The 23,718-nt window shown below is 69.4% G+C and carries 22 protein-coding genes and 1 pseudogene; 9 read left to right on the plus strand and 14 right to left on the minus strand.

Annotated features, from left to right (window positions below; all coding sequences use genetic code 11):
* Positions 1 to 846, minus strand: coding sequence for a VTC domain-containing protein (locus ACRDPN_RS00440; protein WP_431445346.1), 846 nt, complete (start codon positions 844 to 846; stop codon positions 1 to 3).
* On the minus strand, positions 843 to 1,466 hold the full coding sequence (locus ACRDPN_RS00445; RefSeq protein WP_431445348.1) for a DUF4956 domain-containing protein: 624 nt from the start codon (positions 1,464 to 1,466) through the stop codon (positions 843 to 845). Before ACRDPN_RS00445 ends, ACRDPN_RS00440 begins: the two co-directional genes overlap by 4 nt.
* Positions 1,467 to 1,753: 287 nt before the next feature.
* Between ACRDPN_RS00445 and ACRDPN_RS00450 the strand changes: the two are divergent.
* Positions 1,754 to 1,891 (plus strand): annotated as a pseudogene (locus ACRDPN_RS00450) (DUF1707 domain-containing protein); the annotation flags it as partial.
* 80 nt (positions 1,892 to 1,971) lie between these two features.
* On the opposite strand, the gene ACRDPN_RS00455 reads toward ACRDPN_RS00450, so the two are convergent.
* The 5 genes from ACRDPN_RS00455 to ACRDPN_RS00475 form a co-directional block, all read right to left on the minus strand.
* Positions 1,972 to 2,310 (minus strand): hypothetical protein, encoded by a 339-nt coding sequence (locus tag ACRDPN_RS00455; RefSeq protein WP_431445371.1) that lies wholly within the window; start codon positions 2,308 to 2,310, stop codon positions 1,972 to 1,974.
* 353 nt (positions 2,311 to 2,663) lie between these two features.
* A complete protein-coding gene (locus tag ACRDPN_RS00460) occupies positions 2,664 to 3,158 on the minus strand; it encodes a beta-class carbonic anhydrase (RefSeq protein WP_431445349.1) in 495 nt (164 codons plus the stop codon).
* Positions 3,159 to 3,167: 9 nt separating this feature from the next.
* Positions 3,168 to 4,913 (minus strand): MFS transporter, encoded by a 1,746-nt coding sequence (locus ACRDPN_RS00465; protein ID WP_431445350.1) that lies wholly within the window; start codon positions 4,911 to 4,913, stop codon positions 3,168 to 3,170.
* 7 nt (positions 4,914 to 4,920) lie between these two features.
* Positions 4,921 to 5,610, minus strand: coding sequence for an LppX_LprAFG lipoprotein (locus tag ACRDPN_RS00470; RefSeq protein WP_431445351.1), 690 nt, complete (start codon positions 5,608 to 5,610; stop codon positions 4,921 to 4,923).
* A gap of 4 nt (positions 5,611 to 5,614) precedes the next feature.
* Positions 5,615 to 8,086, minus strand: a complete 2,472-nt coding sequence (locus ACRDPN_RS00475; RefSeq protein WP_431445352.1) for a DNA gyrase/topoisomerase IV subunit A — start codon at positions 8,084 to 8,086, stop codon at positions 5,615 to 5,617.
* A gap of 93 nt (positions 8,087 to 8,179) precedes the next feature.
* On the opposite strand from ACRDPN_RS00475, the gene ACRDPN_RS00480 reads away from it, so the two are divergent.
* From ACRDPN_RS00480 to ACRDPN_RS00495, 4 genes are read left to right on the plus strand one after another with little or no spacing between them, the layout of a single operon-like run.
* A complete protein-coding gene (locus ACRDPN_RS00480; protein ID WP_431445353.1) occupies positions 8,180 to 10,873 on the plus strand; it encodes a GNAT family N-acetyltransferase in 2,694 nt (897 codons plus the stop codon).
* A complete protein-coding gene (locus ACRDPN_RS00485) occupies positions 10,873 to 11,451 on the plus strand; it encodes a DUF5998 family protein (protein WP_431445354.1) in 579 nt (192 codons plus the stop codon). The genes ACRDPN_RS00480 and ACRDPN_RS00485 overlap by 1 nt, the downstream gene beginning before the upstream one ends.
* 13 nt (positions 11,452 to 11,464) lie before the next feature.
* Positions 11,465 to 12,583 (plus strand): alkaline phosphatase family protein, encoded by a 1,119-nt coding sequence (locus tag ACRDPN_RS00490; protein WP_431445370.1) that lies wholly within the window; start codon positions 11,465 to 11,467, stop codon positions 12,581 to 12,583.
* 12 nt (positions 12,584 to 12,595) lie between these two features.
* The gene (locus ACRDPN_RS00495) at positions 12,596 to 13,255 is read left to right on the plus strand and encodes a thymidine kinase (RefSeq protein WP_431445355.1); all 660 of its coding nucleotides are present in this window, start codon (positions 12,596 to 12,598) and stop codon (positions 13,253 to 13,255) included.
* Here ACRDPN_RS00495 and secD read toward each other — a convergent pair.
* Positions 13,252 to 15,549 carry a protein translocase subunit SecD gene (gene secD / locus ACRDPN_RS00500; RefSeq protein ID WP_431445356.1) on the minus strand — a complete coding sequence of 766 codons (2,298 nt, stop codon included), beginning with the start codon at positions 15,547 to 15,549 and terminating at the stop codon, positions 13,252 to 13,254. The genes ACRDPN_RS00495 and secD overlap by 4 nt on opposite strands.
* Before the next feature lie 36 nt (positions 15,550 to 15,585).
* Here secD and ACRDPN_RS00505 point away from each other — a divergent pair, with 36 nt between their 5' ends.
* Positions 15,586 to 16,560 carry an aldo/keto reductase gene (locus ACRDPN_RS00505; protein WP_431445357.1) on the plus strand — a complete coding sequence of 325 codons (975 nt, stop codon included), beginning with the start codon at positions 15,586 to 15,588 and terminating at the stop codon, positions 16,558 to 16,560.
* Between the two features lie 31 nt (positions 16,561 to 16,591).
* On the opposite strand, the gene ACRDPN_RS00510 is transcribed toward ACRDPN_RS00505, so the two are convergent.
* The 4 genes from ACRDPN_RS00510 to ACRDPN_RS00525 form a co-directional block, all read right to left on the minus strand.
* Complete coding sequence (locus ACRDPN_RS00510; protein WP_431445358.1) at positions 16,592 to 16,963, minus strand: VOC family protein; 372 nt, start codon at positions 16,961 to 16,963, stop codon at positions 16,592 to 16,594.
* Positions 16,964 to 17,123: 160 nt separating this feature from the next.
* Positions 17,124 to 17,714 carry a hypothetical protein gene (locus tag ACRDPN_RS00515; RefSeq protein ID WP_431445360.1) on the minus strand — a complete coding sequence of 197 codons (591 nt, stop codon included), beginning with the start codon at positions 17,712 to 17,714 and terminating at the stop codon, positions 17,124 to 17,126.
* A 74-nt stretch (positions 17,715 to 17,788) separates the two neighbouring features.
* A complete protein-coding gene (locus ACRDPN_RS00520; protein WP_431445361.1) occupies positions 17,789 to 18,976 on the minus strand; it encodes an HRDC domain-containing protein in 1,188 nt (395 codons plus the stop codon).
* Between the two features lie 26 nt (positions 18,977 to 19,002).
* Positions 19,003 to 19,584, minus strand: coding sequence for a DUF3000 domain-containing protein (locus ACRDPN_RS00525; RefSeq protein ID WP_431445362.1), 582 nt, complete (start codon positions 19,582 to 19,584; stop codon positions 19,003 to 19,005).
* A gap of 99 nt (positions 19,585 to 19,683) precedes the next feature.
* Here ACRDPN_RS00525 and hemE point away from each other — a divergent pair, with 99 nt between their 5' ends.
* Genes hemE through hemQ form a run of 3 tightly spaced genes read left to right on the plus strand, consistent with a single transcriptional unit; the run spans position 19,684 to position 22,728 of the window.
* Entirely contained in the window at positions 19,684 to 20,709 is a 1,026-nt protein-coding gene (hemE, locus tag ACRDPN_RS00530) for a uroporphyrinogen decarboxylase (RefSeq protein WP_431445363.1), read from the plus strand.
* Positions 20,709 to 22,022: a protoporphyrinogen oxidase gene (gene hemG, locus ACRDPN_RS00535; RefSeq protein ID WP_431445364.1), complete on the plus strand. Its 1,314-nt coding sequence runs from the start codon at positions 20,709 to 20,711 to the stop codon at positions 22,020 to 22,022. Before hemE ends, hemG begins: the two co-directional genes overlap by 1 nt.
* Positions 22,023 to 22,026: 4 nt before the next feature.
* Entirely contained in the window at positions 22,027 to 22,728 is a 702-nt protein-coding gene (gene hemQ / locus ACRDPN_RS00540) for a hydrogen peroxide-dependent heme synthase (protein ID WP_431445365.1), read from the plus strand.
* A 158-nt stretch (positions 22,729 to 22,886) separates the two neighbouring features.
* Here the strand turns inward: hemQ and msrB are convergent, their stop codons facing one another.
* Both msrB and ACRDPN_RS00550 read right to left on the minus strand, forming a co-directional pair.
* Positions 22,887 to 23,294 carry a peptide-methionine (R)-S-oxide reductase MsrB gene (msrB, locus tag ACRDPN_RS00545; RefSeq protein WP_431445367.1) on the minus strand — a complete coding sequence of 136 codons (408 nt, stop codon included), beginning with the start codon at positions 23,292 to 23,294 and terminating at the stop codon, positions 22,887 to 22,889.
* Positions 23,295 to 23,326: 32 nt separating this feature from the next.
* A partial coding sequence (locus ACRDPN_RS00550; RefSeq protein ID WP_431445368.1) for a hypothetical protein occupies positions 23,327 to 23,718 on the minus strand: 392 nt, incomplete at its 5' end.

Below are 23,718 nucleotides of genomic sequence, written 5' to 3' on the forward strand. Positions count from 1 at the left end.
TCAGAGTCCCACAGCTCGATTGTGCAGTACACGACCCTGCAATGAACGGACGTCGTTGTCGGCGATGCCCGTGGTCATCGTCGAGGCAGCGGCGACGTACTTGCTGAACGAACGCGGGTGGACACCGAGGTGGGTCAGGGCGCGATCGGCAACACCCGGTGTCGCCGGTCCCTTGGTCTCGACCAGCGCATAGCTGTCGTCCATCCAGACGTCGCCCGTCTCGAGGTGGCAGACGAGCTTCCAGTCGACGGTGACGCGAGTGCCGGCGTTGAGGTCGGAGAGCGTGGCGCGGGTGTAGCAGACCTCCGCCGCAGGGACCAGCTCGGCGATACGCACCTCGGGGTGACCGGAGAGGTGGAACGCGACGAAGTCGGCTTCCTCGCCGGCCAGCAGGCCGTAGCGCGAGGGGTCACTCATGCCCATCACCTTCTGGGTCTCGCCGCGGTTGTCCTTGGTCTTGACCTCGATGCGGCACAGCCCGTCCTCGACGTACAGGCGGCTGCGCACCTTCCAGCGACGGCGACGCTTCTGCACGTGCGACCGCGCGGCTTCGAAGCGGTCGGTGTCGAAGTAGAGCGTGCGGTACGTCGTGTGGCGACGGCCCTTGATCTCGAGCACCCGGTGGGTGTCGGCGAGGTCGGCGACGAGCGCACGCACCGTGTCGATGGGCGCAATGTACTTGCGATCGGTGCGGTGCATCAGCGCTGCGTACTCGACGAGCTCCTCGAGGCCGACCGGCCGGAGTGCGTCGACTCCGAGCAAGTGGGCGTGGTCGACGTCGGACGTCGCGACGGCTTCGAGGGACGTGACCTCGGTCTGGTCCGGTTCGGTGGCGAGCGCGGTCATGATCGCATCACTCCTCCCTCAGCCTGGATCTGCTCAGCAGAGGCGCGACCCCAGGCGTCGTCGACGACGTAGGAGATCGTGAGGTTGGTGGTCTCGCGGACGAAGTCGATGTCCTCGATGACGATGCTGGTGACCTTGACGGCGAGCTTCTGCTCGAGGACGTCGCGGACCTCGGCAGGGTCGGAGTATGCGTGCTCAAGGGTCAGGCGCATAACCCGGGTCGGCGAGTCGCCGCGTGAGTTGTCGGTGACGGCGACGACGAGCAGGATGCCGACATTGACGACGATGAGCAGCACGATGGGTCGATCCGGCAAACCGTTGATGAGACCGAAGATCAAGGCCAAGAAGGTGTACGCGACGTCCTTGATCGTGAACGCGGCGCTGCGCAGGCGCAGCATCGACAGCAGGCCGAACAGGCCGAAACCGATCGCCGCGTTGAAGGTGCCGGCCGTGATGGCTGCCAGGGCGCCGAACAGACCGAAGTTGAGTGCCGACAGGACGAGCGGCATCGAGGGCACTGACTGCTGGCTGCGGTAGAGAACCCCGACCAGAATGAGCATGGCGAGGATGTCGATCCCGAAGCGACCCAGCAGGTCGAGGACGTCGGCAGAAATGGTCATGGTGGGAATCCCGAGCTTCTCAACTCAATGGTCTGACGGCCGAATGCCGTCGGGGCGGACAATGACGGTGAAAACGCGATCACTTTACCGAGAATTCGAAGTGGATGGCGAATGAACGGGGAAGGTCTGACCGAGCTGCTTGTCACTGCTTGCTGACGATCTGACGATAGCGCCACACCAGCCCCTGAGAAGCCATTTCGTCACTTTTCGATTCTCCCGACGATCACCGCGTGCCTCGCGGGCGTCGATACGATCGCGGCGTGAGTGGCATCAGCGATCCGGGCAAGGTGGGTCGTGGCGATCGGCGGCGAGCCCAGAAGCTCATCGATGCAGCGTACGCCGCAGGACGGTTGACAGCTGCCGACCGAGCGTTGCGCACCGATCGGGTGCGTTCGGCCCACACGAAAGGTGACCTGGCAATCCTCGTCCGGGACCTGAATCGCCCCGCTGAGCCCGGGCCGCCCGCAGCAGCCGCGGGAGCTCTTCCACCGGCCGTCGCCGCAGGTCAGGACAGGGCCACACCGGGCTCGACCCCATTGGGCTCGGCCATACCTCCGGAACAGCTGAGCGCGATGGCGAGAAGCGGGTCTGCACGAACGATCCGGTTGGGCGACTCGATCCGGGGGATGAAGGGCGATGGAGCCCGTACCGTGCGCCGCGTCGTCCTCATCATCGTGATCGCCTTCGTCGTCATGTGCGGCCTCGGCATCGTGGCGATCGTGGGGCTGATCGTTTCAGGTGTCAACCAGACCATGGACTCGACCGAGCCGGCGGCGAGCGTCAGCCTGCACACGGCCGATGGCTGGGCCGAGCTCGTGGAGGCCGTCGCGGACGAGACCGGCACCAGCCGGGTGTACGACGTGGTCGTGTTCCCTGAGTACGCCTCGGTGAACGCTCTGGTCGACGAGGGGGCGATGCGGTACGTCTATCGCGACGGTGCGTTCCAGCTCTTCAACAGTCCGGTCACGCCGGCCGTGGGCGATCCGGTCGATCTCGCCGACGTCGACGCCGATCTGGTCGAGGGGCTGACCGAGCGCACCGCGGAGCTCAACGAGATGCCCGAGTACGAGTCGGCCTACCTCATCGTCCGGGCCATGACCGGGACCCGACGATCACCGTGTATCTGCAGGAGGCCGGCCGTCTGTCGCGATGGACCGCCTACGACCTCGACGGCACGGTCGTCGGAGGGTCACCTCGCTAGTCGACGGGGTGGAGCAGGCCGGTCTCGACGTCGTAGAGGAAGCCGCCGACCGTCACGTGGTCGCCGATCAGCGGGTGTGACACGACCTTTTCCACGTCACCGCGGATCGTCGCCTTCTGGTCGCCGATGGTGCCGAGCGTCATCCAGGACGCGTCCACGCCGGCGCTGGCCCCGAGTCGGCGACGCAGCTCGTCCTCGGACCCCGCGGCCATCGCGCAACGGGTGTGCTCGACGACGAGGATCCGCTCGACGTCGAGAAGGTTGACCCCCAGCACCAGGGCGACCAGAGCCTGATCGGTGACGCGGCCGCCGGGGTTCCGCAGGATCTTCGCGTCGCCGGGGGAGAGGCCGATCATGCCGAGAGGGTCGATGCGCGAGTCCATGCAGGTCACCATGGCGACGCCGGCGTGGGCGACGCCGTCGAACCCGCCGAGCGCGAAGTGCTCGGCGAACTCACGGTTGGCGGCGAGCAGGTCGTCGAAGTCGGCCATGGGCAGAGCCTAACGAGTGTGGTCGTGAGCCTCGGAGGTGACGTGAGCGGTGGACGGACGCAGCAAACCCAGTGCAAGGACGGCCGCCGTGGCCGCGCACGTGGCCGCTCCGACGAACACCGCGTGCAGTTGGGCGATGCCGGCGTCGCGTACCGCGTCTCGGTACGCCTTGCAGGCCGCGGTGGCGCCTTCGCAGAGCTCGGCCGCGGGAGGGATCTCGGCCGATGCGTCGTAGAACGCGTGCAGACCGATCGTCGTGAGGGCGGAGATGCCGAGCAGCATGCCGACCATCCGGGCCACGATCAGCAGCCCACTCGCGACTCCGTGCACCGAGCCTTCGGTGTGCTCCAGCAACGCGGCGTTGACGGGCGCGATCGCCAGCCCGAACCCGAACCCTCCCAGCACGAGCGAGAGCATCTCGGTCTCGTGCCTCAGCGACTCGGCATCCCAGGTCCTCATGTGCAGGAACGCTGCGGCGCTGATGAGCATGGCGACGGCGGTGAGAATGTGCGCCGGCACGCGACGCAGCAGCCATCCGCCCACCACCGCGCCGATCGGCAGCGCGATGAGGAACCGCAGCAGCACGAGCGCGGCGTCGAGCTGGGACTCGCGGTGCACGGTCAGGCGGGCGAAGAACGGGATGTCGACCAGGGCAGCGATCAGGCTCGCACCGACGAAGAACGACACGACGAGCGCGCCCCAGGCCGGACGCGAGCTCAGCGCCCCGCGCGGGACGAGTGGCAGGGGAGCCGTGCGCTGACGCCACCAGAAGCCGGCGAACGCGAGCGCCGCGACGGGCAGCAACCAGGGGGCGTTCGGCGAGATCGCGGCGCTCTCGGGCTCCGCCGACGCGAACGCGACGATGACCGCGCCGAGTCCGGCGGTCAGCATCAGCGCGCCGCGCAGGTCGGTCTCGCGGCCGAGGTCGGCCCAGCCGCGCCAGTCCAGCAGCGGCCGTCGGGCGCTGGCTTGGCGGACGACGAACATCGCGGCGAGTCCGAACATGACCAGGGCGACCGGAGTGAGCCAGCGCGACTCGCCGACCACCGGAAGGAAGGCGAGACCGGTGGTGACACCGGTGGCGAGCACGTCGGGCTCGAGCATCACGAGGGCGAGTCCGACGACCCCGAGCAGACCGAGGACGAGCCCGGGAACGTCCAGACGGCCGGGTCGATCGGGGGCCTGCCGATCGGTGTCCCGCATACGAACCATCGCGGCGGCCAGCACCAGGCCGACCGCGCAGTTCAGCCAGAAGATGTCGCGCCACGACCCGAACGCGAGCACGACGGCGCCGTAGAGCGGGCCGAGGACGCTGCCGAGCTCCTGCACGGCGCCGACGATCCCGAGCGGGAGCCCGCGACGATCCGGCGGCCACAGGTCGGCCACCAGGGCGAGGGTGGGCGGGATGAGCCCGCCGCCGCCGACACCCTGGATGAACCGGCCGGTGACGATGCTGGGCAGGTCGTAGGCAGCCGCCGTGATGACCGAGCCGACGGCGAACACGATGAGGCATCCGAGCAGGACCGGAACGCGCCCGCGCAGATCCGAGATCCGCCCGATGAGGGGGAGCACGCCCACGTACCCGAGCAGGAAGCCGGACACGATCGGTGCCGCGCGCTGGAGCTGGTCGATGTCGAGGCCGACCGTGGTCATCATGTCCGGCAACGCCAGTACGACGACGTAGGTGTCGGCGGCCGCGAACATGATCGCGACGGCCGCGAGTCCGAGCAGGACCCGTGGCGCGGTCTGCCTCATCTTCGGCCTACGGCACCTTGATCGTGACGGGCTGGTCGGATGTCGTGAGCTTGACGGTGTAGGTGACGTCGCCGCCCTCGGGGTAGAACGGGCCCTTGAGCGTGGCGTCGCGCAGCTCGTCGTCGTCGGTGAGACGGTACCTGGCGTCGAAGGTCGCCGAGGAGTCGGCGGACGGGATGATCGTGCGCACCACGCTGCCGGGAAGGGTGCCGGTGACGGTGGTCAGGACCTCGGAGCCGTCACGCGACTTCGTGCCGCCCTTGAGGTTCTTGGTCTCGTCGAGGATCTGGGTGATGCCGCTCTCCGCATCGATCAGGGCGGCCGGGTCGGGCGCCTTCAGCGTGGCGGGGTCGATCTTCAGGTAGACCGGCGAGAAGCTGGTCTTGGCCTTGAGCGTGCCCTCGGCGGAGACGACGTCGGCACTGAGCGTGGACCCACCGGTGACGACCTTGACCACACCCTTGAATGCGGGCGTGTGGTTGCCCTGGCCGGTGGCCGACAGGAGCCCGGTGACCCCGTCGGGCAGCGACTTGGTGGCCAGCGAGATGTTGACGGTCTCCGCGTCGTCGAGCGTGGTGCGGGCGGCGGACAACCGCTTCTGGAGCTCGCTCGCATCGACGTTCTCGTCGTCGGGACCGCCCTGACATCCGGCCATCAGGAGCACGGCGGCCAGCATCGCCGAGAGTCGGGTTCGCACGGATTCAGTGTTGCACGGTGGGGTGCGAGCCGGGCAGCAGTGAGACGGGGCCCGCGACGGCCAGGAGAGGCTGCGCGGCGGGGACGCCAGAGGCGTCGCGACGCTCGGTGGGCTCGGGCAGCTCGACGGGGGAGCCGCTGGTGGCGCAACCGATCGGCGACCCGTCGCCGACCCACGCCAGGATGAGACCGCTCTCGCCCTTGAGCAGGCGCTGGCACCGCACTCCGCCGGTGGCGCGACCCTTGGCCGGGTAGATGTCCATCGGGCTGACCTTGACGCTGCCGGTCTGGGTGCCGGGGAGGGCGTCGGTGGAGCCGGCCACGCTGACGACGTGGGCATGCTCGACGTCGCGCAGGACTCCGAACGCCACGACCTTGGCGTCGTCGGCGAGCTTGACCCCGGCGACGCCGCCGCCCGAGCGGCCTTGGGGCCTGACCACGGAGGCGTCGAACCGCAGCAGCTGGGCGTCGGAGGTGACAAAAGCGAGCTGTTCGTGGCCAGTGTGGAGTGGAGCAGCGCCCACGACCTCGTCGCCATCGGCCAGCGTCATGAGGTCCCACTCGTCGCGGTTGCTCAGGTGATCGGGCTTGACCCGCTTGATGACACCCGCGCGGGTGCCGAGCGCCAGCCCGGGGCCGTCGTCGTCGAAGGTCATGAGCGTGAGCGGGCGGTCGTCGAGATGCACGAGCTCGCGCAGCGGCACGCCCCCTTGCAGGTGAGGAGCGGACGACGTGGGCGGGATCGAGGGGATCTCGACCACGCTGAGCCGGCGGACACGTCCCGCGGAGGTGACGAGTCCGATCTGTGCACGGGCGGTGGTGCGCACCGCCGCCACGATCGTGTCGTGCTTGGCTCGGCGGCCGACCTCCCCGAGGGGTGAGTCGTCGGATGTGCGGGCCAGCAGGCCGGTGGCGGACAGCAGGACCCAGCACGGGTCGTCGGCGACCTCCATCGGTGCGGCGGCGGTGACCGCCTGACCGGCGGCCTCCAGGAGCACCGTGCGGCGGGGCGTGCCGAACTGCTGCGCGATCTCGTCGAGCTCGTCGCCCACGACCGAACGGAGCAGGGCGTCGTCGGCCAGGTTCGCGTCGAGCTCGTCGATGGTCGCGCGCAGCTGTTCGGCCTCCTTCTCGAGCTCGAGACGGGAGAACTTGGTGAGCCGGCCGAGCTGGAGGTCGAGGATGTAGTCGGCCTGCAGGTCGCTGAGGTCGAAGACGCTCGTGAGTCGTGTGCGCGCCTGGGCCCGGTCGTCGCTGCCGCGGATGAGCTGGATGACCTCGTCGAGGTCGAGGATGGCGACGAGCAGGCCGTCGACGAGGTGCAGACGCTCGGCGGCCTTGCGACGGCGGAACGACGTGCGACGCCGGACCACGTCGTAGCGGTGGTGCAGGAAGACGGTCAGCATCTCCTGCAGACCGAGGGTGCGCGGCTGGCCGTCGACCAGGGCGACCGCGTTGATGCCGAACGACGTCTCCATGGGCGTGAGCCGGTAGAGCTGGTCGAGCAGTGCCTCGGGGTGGAAGGAGCTCTTGACCTCGATCACGAGGTTCAGACCCTTGTGACGGTCGGTGAGGTTCTTGAGGTCGGAGATGCCCTGCAGCTTCTTGGACTGCACGAGCTTCTTGATCGCCTCGATGACCTTCTCGGGACCGACGTTGTAGGGCAGCTCGGTGACGACGATGCCGCGGCGGCGCGGCGTGACGTTCTCGATACGGGCCGTGGCCCGCATGCGGAACGAGCCGTTGCCGGTGGCGTAGGCGTCGCGGATGCCGTCGAGACCGACGATCTTGCCACCGGTGGGGAGGTCGGGGCCGGGGACGAACTTCATCAAGTCGTCGAGGTCGGCACCGGGGTGGTCGATCAGGTGGCGCAGGGCCTGCACGATCTCGATGAGGTTGTGCGGCGCGATGTTGGTGGCCATGCCCACCGCGATGCCGGACGCGCCGTTGACCAGCAGGTTCGGCAGGGCCGCCGGAAGCACCGACGGCTCGGTCTCACGGCCGTCGTAGTTGGGCCGGAAGTCGACGGTGTCCTCGTCGATCGACGCGGTCATCGCGACGGCACTGGCGTCCATGCGGCACTCGGTGTAGCGCATCGCCGCTGGTGGGTCGTCGGACGACCCGAAGTTGCCATGTCCGTCGACCAGGGGGAGGCGCATCGACCACGGCTGCACGAGTCGCACCAGCGCGTCGTAGATGGCGCCGTCGCCGTGCGGGTGCAGTCGCCCCATGACCTCGCCGACCACGCGGGCGCTCTTGACGTGCCCGCGGTCGGGCCGGAGGTTCAGGTCGTCCATCGTGTAGAGCGTGCGGCGCTGGACCGGCTTGAGTCCGTCGCGCGCATCGGGGATGGCCCGGGAGTAGATCACCGAGTAGGCGTACTCGATGTAGCTCGAGCTCATCTCATCGGTGATGTCGGTGTCGATGATGTGCTCGTCGAACTCCTCTTCGGGGGCCCGACGTGTGCTGCGTACCATGCGTCCTCTCCTGCTTCGAACCCTCATTCTCCCGCGTTCGCTGCCCCAGCCTCACCAGCCACGCCGTGCCGGCCTGCCGATAGGTTGGAGCGCGTGAACGACGAGCCCATCGACGACCCTCAGTGGGACGCCGACGTCCTGCTCAAGGACGGTCGAGTCGCTCAGCTACGACCCATCGTCCCCGATGACGCCGATCGACTGGTCGAGTTCTACTCGCGCGTGTCCGACCAGTCGAAGTACCTGCGATTCTTCGCGCCGTACCCGAAGCTCTCGACAAAGGACGTCGATCGCTTCACGCACGTCGACCTCGACCGCCGGGTGGCGTTCGTGGTCACGCTCCACGATCTCATCATCGGGGTCGGACGCTACGACTCGGTCGCCGACGACGAGGCCGAGGTCGCGTTCCTCGTCGAGGACGCCCACCAGGGCCGCGGCGTCGGTCAGCTGTTGCTCGAGCATCTCGCCCAGGCCGGGCGCGAGCGGGGCATCGGGCGGTTCACCGCCGACGTCCTGCCGGCCAACAACCGGATGCTGCAGATCTTCCGCGAGATGGGCTACCAGGTCGAGGGGATGGTCGAGGAGGGCGTGCAGCGTCTGGTCTTCCGGATCGGCGCCACCGACACCTCCATCGACGTGATGCGCGCCCGCGAGCAGCGCGCCGAGGCTGCATCCATCGACCGCATCTTCGCGGCTCGCAGCATCGCCGTCGTCGGCGCCAGCCGCCGGCAGAACTCCATCGGCCAGACCATGGTGCGCAACCTCGTGCTCGGCGACTACCAAGGCAGTGTCTACGCGGTGAACTCGCAGGCCGAGTCCGTGTCCGGCCTGCCGGCCTACAAGACCGTGCAGGACATCCCGGGCGAGGTCGACCTGGCCATCGTGGCCGTGCCGTCGGAGTCCGTCACCGACGTCGTGCTCGACTGCGCGGCCAAGGGTGTGCACGGTCTGATCGTCATCTCGGCCGGGTTCGCCGAGGAGGGTGCCGAGGGACGCAAGCGACAGCGTGCCCTGGTGAACCTGAGCCGCAGCTACGGGCTGCGCCTCATCGGCCCCAACTGTCTGGGAGTGATCAACACCGCTCGCGCACTGCAGCTCAACGCCTCCCTCGCCCCGTCGATGCCCCCGCCCGGGCGGGTCGGGTTCTTCTGCCAGTCGGGCGCGCTGGGCACGGCCATCCTCGAGTCGGTCTCGCGGCGGGGTCTCGGCCTCTCGACCTTCGTGTCGGCCGGGAACCGCGCCGACGTCTCCGGCAACGACCTGCTGCAGTACTGGCAGGAGGACGACGCCACCGAGGTCGTGCTGCTGTACCTGGAGTCCATCGGCAATCCGCGCAAGTTCTCCCGCATCGCCCGACGCGTGTCACGCAAGAAGCCGGTCGTGGCGGTCAAGTCGGGTCGGTCCACGCAAGGCGTCCCGGTCGGGCACGCGGTCAAGCGCAGCTCGGCGCCCCAGGCCGCCGTCGACGCGATGTTCCGCCAGGCAGGGGTCATCCAGGTCGACAACCTCGACGAGATGTTCGACGTCGCCCAGGTGCTGGCGCACCAGCCGCTGCCGTCCGGCAACCGGGTCGCCGTCGTCGGCAACTCCGACGCCATGGCACTGCTGGTCACCGACGCGGCCACCGAGGCCGGTCTACAGGTCGCCGAGCCGGTGTCCCTGGGTGCCAACGCCGGAGCCGACGACTTCGAGCTCGCGCTGGAGTCGGCGCTCGCCAGCCCCGACGTCGATGCGCTGATGGCGGTCTACGTGCCTCCGATCCACACCAGCGGCGACGAGGTCGCCAACGTGCTCGCAGCCGTGGGGGAGCAGTCCGACAAGCCCATCGTCTCGACGTTCCTCGGCAGCGAGGGCGTGCCTGAGCTCCTGCGCGTCACCGACGTCCAGGGCGGTGCGGCTGGACGTGGTTCGGTGCCGTCGTACGCCGCACCGGAGTCGGCCGTGCGCGCGCTCGCGCGAGTGGTCAACTATGCCGAGTGGGCGTCGCGCGACCACGGCACGTTTCACATCGCCCTCGACCACCGCACCGGCGACGCCCGCACGCTCGTGCGCGAGGTGCTGGCAGCCGCGCCGCGCGGGGCGATCCTGTCCACCGAGCAGGTCCACGACCTGCTGGCCTGCTACGGCATCGACCTGTGGCGCTGGATCAACGTGCACACCCGCGACGAGGCGATCGCCGCCGGCGAGGAGCTCGGCTGGGACGTCGTGCTCAAGGGCGGTAGCGAGCACCTTCGGGCCCGGCCGGACCTGATCCACATCTGGCGGGACGTCAAGAACGCCGAGCAGATGGGTGAGGCGTGGGACAGCCTCACGCGCTGGACCGGCATGCGCTCCGACACAAGGTTCTTCGTGCAGGCATCGGCACCGGACGGCATCCCGGTCTCGTTCTCGGTCACCGAGGACCCGCTCTTCGGTCCGCTCGTGTCGTTCGGGCTCGCTGGTGCGCCGAGTGAGCTGCTCGGCGACCGCTCGTACGGCATCCCGCCGCTCACCGACAGCGACGCCGGGGCGATGATCTCCGGGCTGCGTTCGGCACCCCTGCTGTTCGGCTACCGCGGCTCCGATGCCGTCGACGTCGACGCCGTCCAGGACGTCATCCTGCGGCTGGCGGCCATGAAGGACGACCTCCCGGAGATCGCCGAGCTCGACCTCGAGCCGGTGCTCGTGGGCGCGGCCGGTCTCACCGCACTGAGCGCGCGCGCCAAGGTCGTCCCGTCGGCCGATCGTCGCGGCGACTGGTACGTCCGGCGCCTCAGCAAGCAGGTTCCTTCGGGGGATACCCTGACGTGATGACTGACGACCGCACGCCCGAGGTGTTCGACGAGGTCTCACGCAGCGGCTACTACCCCGAGATCGTGGCCGAGGGCCTGCGCGACGTCCTGGCCGACGAGCCCGTCTCGGCGTACGTCCTGCACCACGAGCCCACCTTCGACCGCGACGAGATCCGTCGCCACATGACGGTGCTGGTCCTCACGCCCAGCCGCGTCGTGCTCGTGCACACCGACGAGCACCCGCCGGACGACCTGATCCTGAAGCATTACACGTCCACCACGAGCGAGGCCGTCCCGGTCTCACACGTGCGGTCGGTCGTGGTCACCCGCATGGTGTCGGCGTCGTCCAAGCAGCTCGAGGAGGTCGTCCTCACCGTCGGATGGGGTGCCGTCTCCCGCATCGACCTCGAGCCGGCCGCGTGCGACGACCCCGAGTGCGACGCCGACCACGGCTACACCGGCAACCTCACCGGCGACGACTTCTCCCTGCGTCTGAGCGCGGCCGCCGACGGCGGTGAGGCGGTGCGTCGGCTCCTCGAGTTCGCCCGCGTCCTTTCCGCGGCCACCACCAACGCCGCCACGGCTGGTCACGCCTGATGGTCCCCTCTTGATGGAACCGCCCCCCACGGCCGAGCGGTTCGGACCCTTGGGCAGGCACACGCTCGACGAGCTCCTGCCGTCGGTCGGAGGCGCCCTTGGAGTCCCCGGGTTCACCGACGCCCTGGGCTTGCCGGAGGCCCCGCGGTTCGTCGTGATGCTGATCGACGGGTTGGGCTCGCACCTGCTGCAGGAAAATGCCGCGTCCGCCCCGTTCCTCGCATCGCTCCCGGGCATCGACGATCTCGTGTGCGGCGTGCCGTCGACCACGGCCACCAGCCTCACCTCGTTGGGCACGGGCCTGCGGGCCGGCGAGCACGGCATGGTCGGGTACACCAGCCGGGTTCCGGCCACCGGCGAACGCCTCAACTCGCTCACCTGGGACCAGCCGGTCGTGCCGGAGCAGTGGCAGCCGCACCGCACGGTGCTCGAGCTCCTGCAGGACACCGGGTTGACGGTGGCCGCGGTCAACGACGCCAAGTTCGCGTCGTCCGGTCTCACGCTGTGCAGTCAGCGCGGGGTGCCGTTCCATGGTGTCCAGTCGACTTGGGAGCGGCTCGACGTCGTCGTCGAGCTCATCGAGTCCGCTCCGCGCGGCGTCGTCTACGCGTATGAGTCCCTGCTCGACCACACCGGCCATGCCAAGGGGTGCACGTCCTTGGAATGGCGTGAAGCGCTCGCCTCGGTGGATGCAGACGTCGCCGAGCTGCGCGCCGCCCTGCCCGCCGACACGGTGCTGCTGGTGACCGCCGACCACGGCATGGTCGACCTTCCGCAGCACGACCGGTTCGACCTCGACGCATACCCGGGCCTCCGCGACGACGTCGTGATGGTGGCCGGTGAGGCGAGGTTCCGCCACATCTACACGCGAAGTGGAGCCGAGGCCGAGGTCGCCGGCCACTGGCGTGACTTCCTGGGGGAGCGCGCGATCGTCAGTACGCAGCAGGGACTCGACGACTGGTTCGGCCCGATCGCCCCCGAGGTGCGCGGCCGCATCGGCGACGTGCTCGTGGCGTCGCTCGGCGACTTCGCCGTGTTCTCGTCGGTCGACTTCGCGATCGAGATGAAGATGCATGGCTTTCATGGCTCGGTCACCGAGGCCGAGCTGAGCATCCCGCTGCTCGTCGGCTGAGAGGATGACGATGTGGCGGAGCTGAACTTCTACTCGGGCACGATGGACTGCGGCAAGAGCACGCTCGCCCTCCAGGTCGATCACAACCATCGCGCGCGCGGCCGGGTCGGCCGGGTCTTCACCTCACGCGACCGAGCCGGCGAAGCCACGCTTTCGAGCCGGCTCGGTCTCGAGGTCGGCGCCATCGAGGTCACGCCCGAGCTCGATTTCTGGCACTTCGTCGTCGACGCCCTCACCCACGGCGAACGCATCGACTACCTCGTGTGCGACGAGGCCCAGTTCTACACCCGCCAGCACGTTGACCAGCTCTCGAAGATCGTCGACGAGCTGTCCATCGACGTCTTCGCGTTCGGCATCCTGACCGACTTCCGCACGCGGTTGTTCGAGGGATCGGCGCGACTTGTCGAGCTCGCCGACCGCGTTCACACGCTCCAGGTCGAGGCGCTCTGCTGGTGCGGCGAGCGCGCCACCCACAACGCGCGCACCGAGAACGGCGAGATGGTCACCGAGGGTGAGGTGATCGTCGTCGGCGACGTCGAGGACGACGATCCGCACCGCTCGGCGCCCTCGGTCGGCTACGAGGTGCTGTGCCGACGCCACCACCGCCGCCGGATGACCGCCGCGGTCGCTCGCGCCGTGGCGCTCTCGCCCGACGTGCTGCCGTTTGGCTAGACGACAGCGCCGTCGCTCGGTCGGTCGGAGACGTGCGCGTACGGGTCGACCGTGCGGTTCTTCGGGGCGGTGGGGTCGTACGGCCATCGCTCCTCGAGCACGACGGCCAGCGCGGACGCCGTGAAGATCGTCGACAGGATGCCGATCGACAGTCCCAGCAGAAGGGCGATCGCGAAGTCGGTGAGCGAGCTGCCGCCGAGGACGGCCAACGCGGCGAGGATGAACATCGCACCGAGGCCGGTGTTCACCGTTCGCGGGATCGTCTGCAGGATCGCCTCGTTCACGACGGTGCGCAGGGGCCTGCCGCGGTCCTCCCTGGTGTGCTCACGGATCCGGTCGAACACGACGATGGTGTCGTTGACGGCCAGGCCGATGATCGACAGCACGGCCGCGAGGAACACGCCGTCGATCGGCTTGCCCCACCAGGCGAAGACGCCCACCACCGTCAGCACGACCGAGGACATCGACAGCACGGCGGAGGCCGCGAACGTCCAGCGGAACCGCCACGCCAGGTACAGCATCTGGGCGGCGATCGCGACGGCGAACGCGATCAGCGCCTTGTTGCGCAGCTCGTCGCCGAGGCTCGGTCCGATCAGCTCGTCGCGCTCCTTGGTGACGTCCTCGGCCACGGTACCGAGGGCCTGCTCGATCTCGAAGGCCTCGTCGTTCGTCAGCTCGCTGCTGCGCACCGTGACGTTCTCGGTCTCGCCGTCGCCCGACGACGACTGAACGACAGCCGCCGGGAACCCGGCGTCGCTGACGGCCTCGCGTGCGGTCTCGGGGTCGAGAGTCGTCGAGGTCGAGAACTCCAGCAGCCGTCCGCCGGTGAACTCCACCCCGAGGTCGAGCCCGCGGCCGACGATGCCGATGACCGAGACCACGCCGACCAGCACGGTGACCACGATCCACGTGCCCGACCGTCGCATCAGGTCCGGACCGTCCTCGGTGAGCCAGCGCCGGAGGCGGCCCTCGCCGGCGATGCCACTGATACCGGGCCGTGCCCGGACAGGACCCCGGCGCACCGCCCACTCCGACAGCACCCGGGCGACCACCAGCGCCGAGAACATCGACGCGAGCACGCCGATCGACAGCGTCACGCCGAAGCCCTTGACAGGACCGGACGCCAGGAAGAACAGGAGTGCCGCCGCGAGCAGGGTCGTGACGTTCGAGTCGATGATCGCCGACCACGCTTTCGAGAATCCCGTGCTCAGCGCAGGGGAGAGGCCCGCGTGCTCGCGCGCGGCGTACTCCTCGCGGGCTCGCTCGAAGACCAGGACGTTCGCGTCGATGGCCAACCCGATCGCCAGCACGAATCCGGCGAGACCCGGCAGGGTCAGGGTGGCTCCGAGCCACACCAGGGTTCCGTACGCGATCACGGCGTAGGCCGCGAGTGCGATCGTCGCCATCAGGCCGAGCAGGCGGTAGACGAACAGGATGAACAGGCCGGTGAGGGCGATGCCGATGATCGCCGCCTCGATCGAAGCGTCGATGGCGGCCTCACCCAACGTCGGGCCGACCGTGCGCTGCTCGATGACTTCGACCGGCACCGGCAGCGCGCCGCCCTTGATGAGCACGGCGAGATCCGACGCGGACGCCTGGGTGAAGCTGCCGCTGATGGACGTGGCCGCGCCGCCGCCCGCGGCGCAGAGCTCGGGAACGACGCCGGGGGAGGAGATCACCTCGTCGTCGAGCAGGATCGCCACGCGCTGGCCGGCCTCCTGGTTCGCACAGGCGTCGGACACGAGCTGGCCCCACCCGTCCCGACCTTCGCCGTTGAAGTCGACGTTGACGACCCACTGACCAACGCCCTGTTCCGGGGTGGTGGCGACGGCGTCGGAGACGCCGTTGCCGTCGAGGAGCGGCTTCCCGACGACGATGGGACCCCCGTCCTCGTCCTTGACGATCCGTTCACTTTTCTGCGGCTCGGCATTCGGCTCGGGGACGCGGAGCACCTCGTGGAACGTCAGCTGGGCGGTCTTGCCGATGACCTCGGCCGCTTCACGCGGATCCTGCACACCGGGCAGCTCGATGATGATGCGCTTCTCACCGGAGCGCGCCAACGTCGGCTCCGACACACCCAGGGCATCGACGCGTCCGCGCAGCACCTCCAGCGCGCGGTCGGTGGCCTCGGCGTCAGCGGTCACGCGATCCGTGCTCTGGGTCTCCAGGACGATCTGGGTACCGCCGCGCAGGTCGAGGCCCAGCTTGGCCGAGCTGGTGAGTGCCAGAGCGAGGGTGGCGGCCACGACCGCGAACGCCGCGATCGCTCGCCACAAGGAGGGTCTCGACGCCATGCCCGGAGTCTAGGTGGCCCTTCTTAGGCTGGATGCATGAGCCTCGAACAGCGCAGTCTCGGATCCAGCGACGTCTCGGTGCCGGTCGTGGGAATCGGCTGCAATGCGTTCGGGACGCGGATGGATCTAGACCAGGTCCGGGCCGTCGTCGACGTGGCCATCGAGCAGGGCGCCTCGTTCTTCGACACGGCCGACACCTACGGTCTGGGTTCGAGCGAGGAGATGCTCGGGACGGCGCTCGGATCACGCCGCGACGAGGTCGTCATCGCCACCAAGTTCGGCATGGACATGAAGGGACACAGCGGCGACGACGGTGGACGTCGGGGCTCGGCCGCGTATGTCCGGACGTCGGTGGAGGCAAGTCTCAGGCGGCTCGGCACCGACCACATCGACCTCTACCAGCTGCACGTGCCCGATCCTCGGACGCCCATCGAGGAGACCCTCGGGGCGCTGGACGAGCTGGTGACCGCCGGCATGGTGCGGGCGATCGGGTGCTCGAACCTGCAGGCCTGGCAGCTCGTCGACGCGGCGTGGACGGCACGCACGCGCGGTCTGGCGTCGTTCGTCACGGCGCAGAACGAGTACTCGCTGTACAACCGCACGGCCGAGGTCGAGCTGACGCCGGCCTGTCAGAAGCTCGGGGTCGGCATCCTGCCGTACTTCCCGCTGGCCTATGGGCTGCTCACCGGCAAGTATCGGCGCGGCGAGGATGCGCCGTCCGGGACGCGCCTCGCGCTGTCGTCGCAGGCACGGCGGCTGGCCCATGCCGACTGGGACCGGATCGAGGCCCTCGACGCGTTCGCCGAGAAGCAGGGCATCTCGTTGCTGGAGCTCGCGATCGGTGGTCTCGCGGCCAAGCCGGCCGTCGCGAGCGTCGTCGCGGGAGTGACGCGTCCGGAGCAGGTCGAGGAGAACATCCGTGCTGCCGCATGGGAGCCCTCGAACGACGTCCTCGCGGCGCTGGCCGAGATCGGGCCGCCCTCGCAGTCGTACACGACCTTCGCCGACTGACCCGGGAGTTCCGAACGTCTCGTCGTGTTCGCTACTCAGGCCGGTGGCAGACCGCCTCGACGTTGTTGCCGTCCGGGTCGCGCACGAACGCGCCGTAGTAGGTCTGGTGGTACTCCGGCCACTCCCTGGGCTCGTGGAGCACCTCCGCGCCCAGCTCGACGGCAGCCGCGAAGAAGGCCCGCACGGCGTCCCGATCCGGCGCCATGAAGGCGATGTGGGACTCCCGGAACCCCTCGCCGGTCGTGTGGGGGCCGAGCCAGAAGGTCGGCATCTGTCCGACGCCGTAAGCGACGACCTCGTCGAAGTCTATGACTCGGGAACCACCCAGTGGCTCGAGGACGGTGTCGTAGAAGTCCTTGCTCGCGGCAACGTCGGTGCACTGGATCGAGATGTGGTCGAGCATGGTCTGCACCTGTCGTGAAGTTTGGCGTCGGGCCGGGAAGCACCTCACGGCGCTTGGCCGCTCGTGGCGGCTGATGTTGGGACCCGGGGCTGCCGCGGCCCGACGCCGGACCCAGCCTAACCGAGCATGGTGCACGGACAAGGCTTGACTTTGTGGCGTGTCAGTGCAAGGTTTCCGCGCGTTCGAGGGAGGCAGCCCGGCGCAAATGGGTGGCCATGTCGACGAGCCGTGCACCGCTGTCGGGATCGCCGCTGTCGAGCTGCGCCCGACCGACTCCGACGATGTGCGCGAACGCTGCGGCGCGGTCGAGAGTGACGTCGAAGTCGTCACCGACGATGCCGCTCACCACGGTGTCGACGAGCGTCAGAACCTCGTCGGGTCCCGGTGGGTCGACAACGCCGGCGAGCACCTCGTGCACGGGCGCGAACGCCTTGCCGGCCGCGAACTCGCGGGCCGCCTGCGAGGGCTCGCCGTGCACCCAGGTGCGCAACAAGTAGAGGCGCCACAGCGCGCCGGCGACGGTGTCGGGTGCGGCATGTGACCACAGGTCGGCGATGACGCCGAGGCCTTCCTCGTCGGCGAGATGCAGGACGCGGGCGACGAGGCCAGCGTCGGTCTCGTCGTGGGGGCCGCGCACGAGCAGGTGGGCGATGCGGTGACCCGCGGCAGCGAGCTCAGCCGGATCGGCATCCTCGGCCTGCGCCTCGAACAGCTGCGGGCCTGGCATGGCCGGTCGGCGGTAGCCGCTCATGGCCGCGTCCCCGTGCGCTCGCTCATGGGATCACGGTAGACCGGTCGTGGTCACGTAGCGCGCACAGACACGTTCTACTCCGGCAGCAAGGCGGTGGCGAGGGAAGCGGCGGTGAGCTCGATCTGCCACGGGCGGGCGCCGCCGGCGGCCAGCACGACGCCCACGGACTCCGACGAGATGGGGTCGGGTGGATCCCAGGCGAGACCGCGGACGAAGGCCGGGCCCAGCAGGTTCTCGGCGGGGAGGTCGTGCTTCTCGGCCAGCTCCGCGATGACTTCACGGCTCCGGCCGAGCCGGTCCGCCGCGTCGGGGTATTTCTCGGCCCATGCGCGCGGAGGTGGTGGGCCGTCGCGTCGAGGAGATGACCCCGGGAGGTCCTCTTCGGGCATGCCGAGTGCACGCTCGATCGCGTCGTGCCACTCGCTCAGGAACCGACGCGGGCCGCGGTTGCGCATGACCTTCATCTGCCTGAGCTCGCCGAGGTTCGACGGGGGAGTACGCGCCATCTCCAGGATCGAGGAGTCGGGGAGGATGCGTCCGGGCGTCACGTCACGTTCGGCGGCGATCTCGTCGCGGGCCTCCCAGATGGCTTGCACGAGGCCGAGTGCGCGGCGTCCCCGGGCGCGGTGGATGCCCGACGTGCGGCGCCACGGTTCTTTCCGCGGTGCCGCACCGGCGAAGGAGAGCAACGCCTCGAAGTCCTGCCTCGCCCACTCGGTCTTGCCGGCCCTCTCGAGGTCGGCCGCGATGAGGTCACGGAGCTCGATGAGCACCTCGACGTCGAGGGCGGCGTAGACGAGCCACGGCTCGGGGAGGGGCCGGGTCGACCAGTCGGCGGCCGAGTGCTCCTTCGCGAGGCTGTGGTCGAGGTAGTGCTCGACGAGTGAGGCCAGGCCCACCCGAGGCAGGTTGAGCAGACGTCCGGCGAGCTCGGTGTCGAACAGCTTCCGCGGCTGCAGCCCGATCTCGGCGAGGCAGGCGAGATCCTGCGTGGCCGCGTGCAGGATCCACTCCGAGTCGCCGATCGCGTCGTCGAGGGGCGTGAGGTCGCCGATGGGGATGGGGTCGACGAGGGCGGTGCCGGCACCCTCCCGGCGCACCTGCACGAGGTAGGCGCGCTGGGAGTAGCGGTAGCCGGAGGCGCGCTCGGCGTCGAGGGCGACCGGGCCCGAACCGGCCGCGACAGCCCCGCAGTAGGCGTCGAGCGCGTCAGCGTCCTCGATGACGGGAGGGAGCGGATCTCGCAGGCTCAGCCGGGGCATGGGCGGAGCGGCGTCCTCCTCAGCCGTCAACGGGCACCACGCCGGCGCTGCTGGAGGGGAATGACGCCTGGAGCGAGTGGCGGTAGTCCGGCGATGGCGCACAGGAGGTCGGCCCAGGCGCTCACGTGCGGGCCCACGTCGGAGGTGGGCGTCCAGGACGCGCGGACCTCGATCTGCGCGTCGGCGCCGTCCGCCGCCATCTCGCCGAAGCCCTCGGTGTGCACGACGGTGACGCTTCCACTCGGCGCGGTGTACTCGCCGCCGTGCGCATCGAGCGCGTCGGTGAGCCAGCTCCAGCCGACGGTGGGAAGCGACGGGTCGGCGCCCATCTCCGGCTCGACGTCGGCGCGGGTGAACGTGACGCAGCGGAACGTGCCGCCCCAGGCGTCGTTGCCGGCCGGGTCGTGCAGCAGGATGAAACGGCCGGTGCCCACCTCGTCGCCGCCGACTTCGACGTCGCCACTGACAGCGTGAGCGAACGGTGCGATGCGTTGTGGCGCGGGCATGGTGTCGACCACGACCTCCGGCCGCAGCACGGCGCGGCCCACCTGCTCGACTGCTGCGGTGAAGGCCGGGGGAGTGCGATCGATCTCGCTACGGACACCCACAACGTGATCGTAGGCGTGTCGTCGGTCACGCGCCGCCCCGACACACCCTCAAAGCCCTGCGGGGACCAGTGCATGGGCACCTGACAGAATCGTCGGACTGTGACTCCTACTTCCGACAGCACCTTTCTCCGGGCCTGCAGTGGCGAGTCCGTCGACCACGTGCCTGTCTGGTTCATGCGGCAGGCCGGACGCTCGCTGCCGGAGTATCTCGCGATCCGCGAGGACGTGCCGATGCTCGTGTCCTGCTTCCGCACCGACATGGTCGTCGAGATCACGATGCAGCCGGTGCGTCGGTACGGCGTGGATGCGGCGATCCTCTTCTCCGACATCGTCGTGCCGCTCAAGGCGGTCGGCGTCGACCTCGACATCGTGCCTGGTACCGGCCCGATCGTGGCCGAGCCGATCCGCCGGGCCGAGCAGCTGGACCAGCTGCGTGGCCTCGAGCCTGACGACGTCGCTTCGATCACCGACGCGGTCAAGGGGCTGGTGGGCGAGCTCGGCGGCACGCCGCTGATCGGGTTCGCCGGAGCACCGTTCACGCTGGCCTCGTACCTGGTCGAGGGCGGCCCGTCGCGCGATCACCGGCTCACCAAGGAGCTGATGTACGGCGAGCCCAAGCTGTGGCACACGCTGCTCGAGCGGCTTGCGACGATCGCCGGCCAGTTCCTGCGGATGCAGGTCGAGGCAGGTGCGTCGGCGATCCAGCTGTTCGACTCGTGGGCAGGAACGCTCTCACTCGCCGACTACCAGGAGTACGTGGCGCCGCACTCGGCCGCCGTGCTGTCCGCCGTGGCCGACCTGGACGTCCCGCGGATCCACTTCGGTGTCGGCACCGGGGAGCTTCTCGGCGCGATGGGTGACGCAGGCGCCGACGTCGTGGGTGTCGATTGGCGCGTGCCCCTCGACGAGGCCGTGCGACGGATCGGTCCGGACCGCTCGGTGCAGGGGAATCTCGACCCGACGTTGCTGTTCGCCCCGACGGAGCTGGTCCATGCCCGGGCGGCCGAGATCATCGCGGCCGGTCGCACGGCTCGCGGCCACGTGTTCAACCTCGGACACGGGGTGCTGCCGGCAACCGATCCCGATGCGTTGGCCCGGCTGGTCGACTTCGTCCACGGCTCCTGATGCGCGTCGCGGTCGTCGGCGGGGGCGTGGCCGGACTCGCTGCCGCATACGCGCTCGGCAAGGCCGGCCTCGACGTGGTTGTGCTCGAGGGCTCGGACCGGATCGGCGGCAAGCTGCGACTGGCTGAGGTCGACGGCGTCACCCTCGACGTGGGGGCCGAGGCGCTGCTGGCACGACGCCCGGAGGCGACCGACCTGTGTACCGAGATCGGACTCGGTGATGCGATGGTGCACCCCGCCACCAGCTCGGCAGCCATCTGGACGCGCGGCGCGCTGCGTCCGATGCCACCAACGGTGATGGGCATCCCGGCCGACGTCGACGCCCTGATGGAGTCGGGGATCGTCACCGAGAAGCCCGTCTCTCGTCCTGCTCCGGCGCCGCATGAGGACGTGTCGGTCGGCGGGTTCGTGCGGGCGCGGGTCGGAGACGAGGTGCTCGACCGTCTGGTGGAACCCCTTCTGGGCGGGGTCTACGCCGGTCATGCGGACCAGCTGTCGCTGGCCGCAGCCGGTGCTCCGATCCTGGCACTCGGCGACGACCTCCTGGCGGGAGCGGCCGCCGCCGTCGCCACACCCCGGGGCGGGCCCGTGTTCGCAGGCCTCGAGGGTGGGCTGGGCCGGCTTCCATCAGCGCTCGCCGAGGTCTCGGGAGCGGAGGTCCGCACCGGCGCCGTCGTCCGCGACATCCAGCCGGCCCACGGTGCCTGGACGCTCGCGCTCGACGACGGCCAGGAGGCGGTCGACGCCGTCGTGCTGGCCACACCCGCGCCGGCTGCGGCACGGCTGCTCGCGGATGCTGCGCCCGAGGCCGCATTCGTGTTGGCCGATGTCACCTACGCGAGCATGGCGATCGTCACGTTCGTGATCGACGGTGACGTCGAGCTCCCCGGGTCGGGGTTCCTGGTGCCGCCGGTCGACGGCACGGTCATCAAGGGCGCCACCTTCTCGTCACAGAAGTGGGCGTGGCTGGCCGAGTCCGGCCGGACGGTGCTCCGGGCCTCGGTGGGTCGCGCGGGTGGCACCGCTCTGCTCCATCAGGACGACGCCACGGTCGCCGCCGCGGCGTTCGCCGATCTCCGCACGGCCACCGGACACCTGCCTGACGCGACCGGGTGGCACGTGCAGCGGTGGGGTGGCGCCCTACCGCAGTACGAGGTCGGCCACCTCGAGCGGGTCGGCGCCGTCGACCGTGCGGTCGCCGCCGTGCGCGGTCTGGAGGTGTGCGGAGCGGTCTACCAAGGCGTCGGTGTGCCCGCGGTCATCGGATCGGCTCGTGGTGCAGTGAGACGGCTTCTCGTCGACTTGGGAGACTAGGGCCATGGTCGAGAACAAGGGCAAGCTGGCGAAAGAGATCAATGACACGATCCGCTACACGATGTGGTCGGTGTTCCGGCTCGAGCGTGTGCTCGGTGATGCCGACCGCGCTTCCGAGGCGGCAGAGGTCGAGGAGCTGATCGGAAAGCTGGCCGAGCGCGACGTGGTGGTGAGGGGCACCTACGACGTCAGCGGTCTGCGTGCCGACGCCGACCTGATGATCTGGTGGCACGCCGAGATGCCGGAGGCTCTGCAGGTCGCGTACAACGACTTCCGTCGCACCGCCCTCGGGTCGCGCATGGCCCCGGTGTGGTCGCAGATGGCGGTGCACCGTCCCGCCGAGTTCAACAAGTCCCACATCCCCGCGTTCATGGCCGACGAACCCGGGTACCCGTTCGTGTGCGTCTATCCGTTCGTCCGCTCGTACGAGTGGTACCTGCTGCCCGACGAGGATCGCCGCGACATGCTCAAGGAGCACGGCATGCAGGCGCGCGACTACCCGGACGTGCGGGCCAACACCGTCGCGTCGTTCGGGCTTGGCGATTACGAGTGGATCCTGGCGTTCGAGGCCGACACGCTACACCGAATCGTCGACCTCATGCGCGAGCTGCGCGCCAGTCGCGCCCGGCGTCATGTGCGCGAGGAGATCCCGTTCTATACCGGTCGCGCCCACACGATGTCTGAGCTGACGTCACTCTGGCCTTGAGTCAGAACCTCACGTCTCGCTGTCGGCTCGCGTAGCTCTGCACCCACCAACGCTCGCGAGAGACTTAGTGACCATCGGCGAGAGAGAAGATGTCCAGGCATCGCACGTCTCGAGCGCTCGCCGATGGTCACTAAGTCTCTCGCGAGCTCGGCACTGGGTTACGTCGCGTCGGGCACTTGCTTCAGGCTGATGCCGTTGATGCAGTAGCGCTGGTCGGTGGGGGTGTCGAAACCCTCGCCCTCGAACACATGACCGAGGTGAGACCCGCAGTTCGCGCAACGCACCTCGGTGCGGGTCTGGAACAACGACTTGTCCTGGATGTACTCGACGCGATCCTCCGCGAGGGGCGCGTAGAACGCCGGCCAGCCACAGTGGGCATCGAACTTCGTTTCGCTGCGGAACAGCTCGGCGCCGCAGGCCCGGCAGGCGTACACGCCGATCGTCGGGTCGATCTCGTAGGGGCTGCTGCCCGGGCGCTCGGTGCCGGCTTCGCGCAGCACGTGGTACTCGGCCGCGCTCAGCTCGGAGCGCCACTCGTCATCGGTCTTCTCGACGTTGTGTCCCATGCGTCAAGGCTACTGACGCGCGCCAGTCAGGATCAGGTCTGCGCCGAGAAGGGAACGTGCTCGAGCAGGTGGAGCGTGGGGACGTCGAGCTTGCGCTTGGCGCGCGAGGTCCAGTCGATGTGCAGGAACTCGCGCACGATGTGCGGCTCGGTGAGGATGATCGCCTCGGCCGACTCGGTCTTGGCGACGAGCTCGCACAGGGCGGTGATCGGGTCGTCCTCCGTGAGGATGGAGGTGATCTGCTGCCCGCGAGCGGTGAGCAGAGCCGCGCTGGCATCCAGCTCGGCCTGGCCCGCAGACGAGAGCTCGCTCTGCACCTCGGCGATGACGTCGGCGTCCGCGATCGTCATGATCTGTCCGCCGCCGAGAGCGCTCATCGACGACGCGAGCATGGACGCGGACGTGTCGACCGGGAGGAGGAGGT

The sequence above is a fragment of the Aeromicrobium sp. genome, from assembly GCF_050700635.1.
GTDB lineage: Bacteria > Actinomycetota > Actinomycetes > Propionibacteriales > Nocardioidaceae > Aeromicrobium.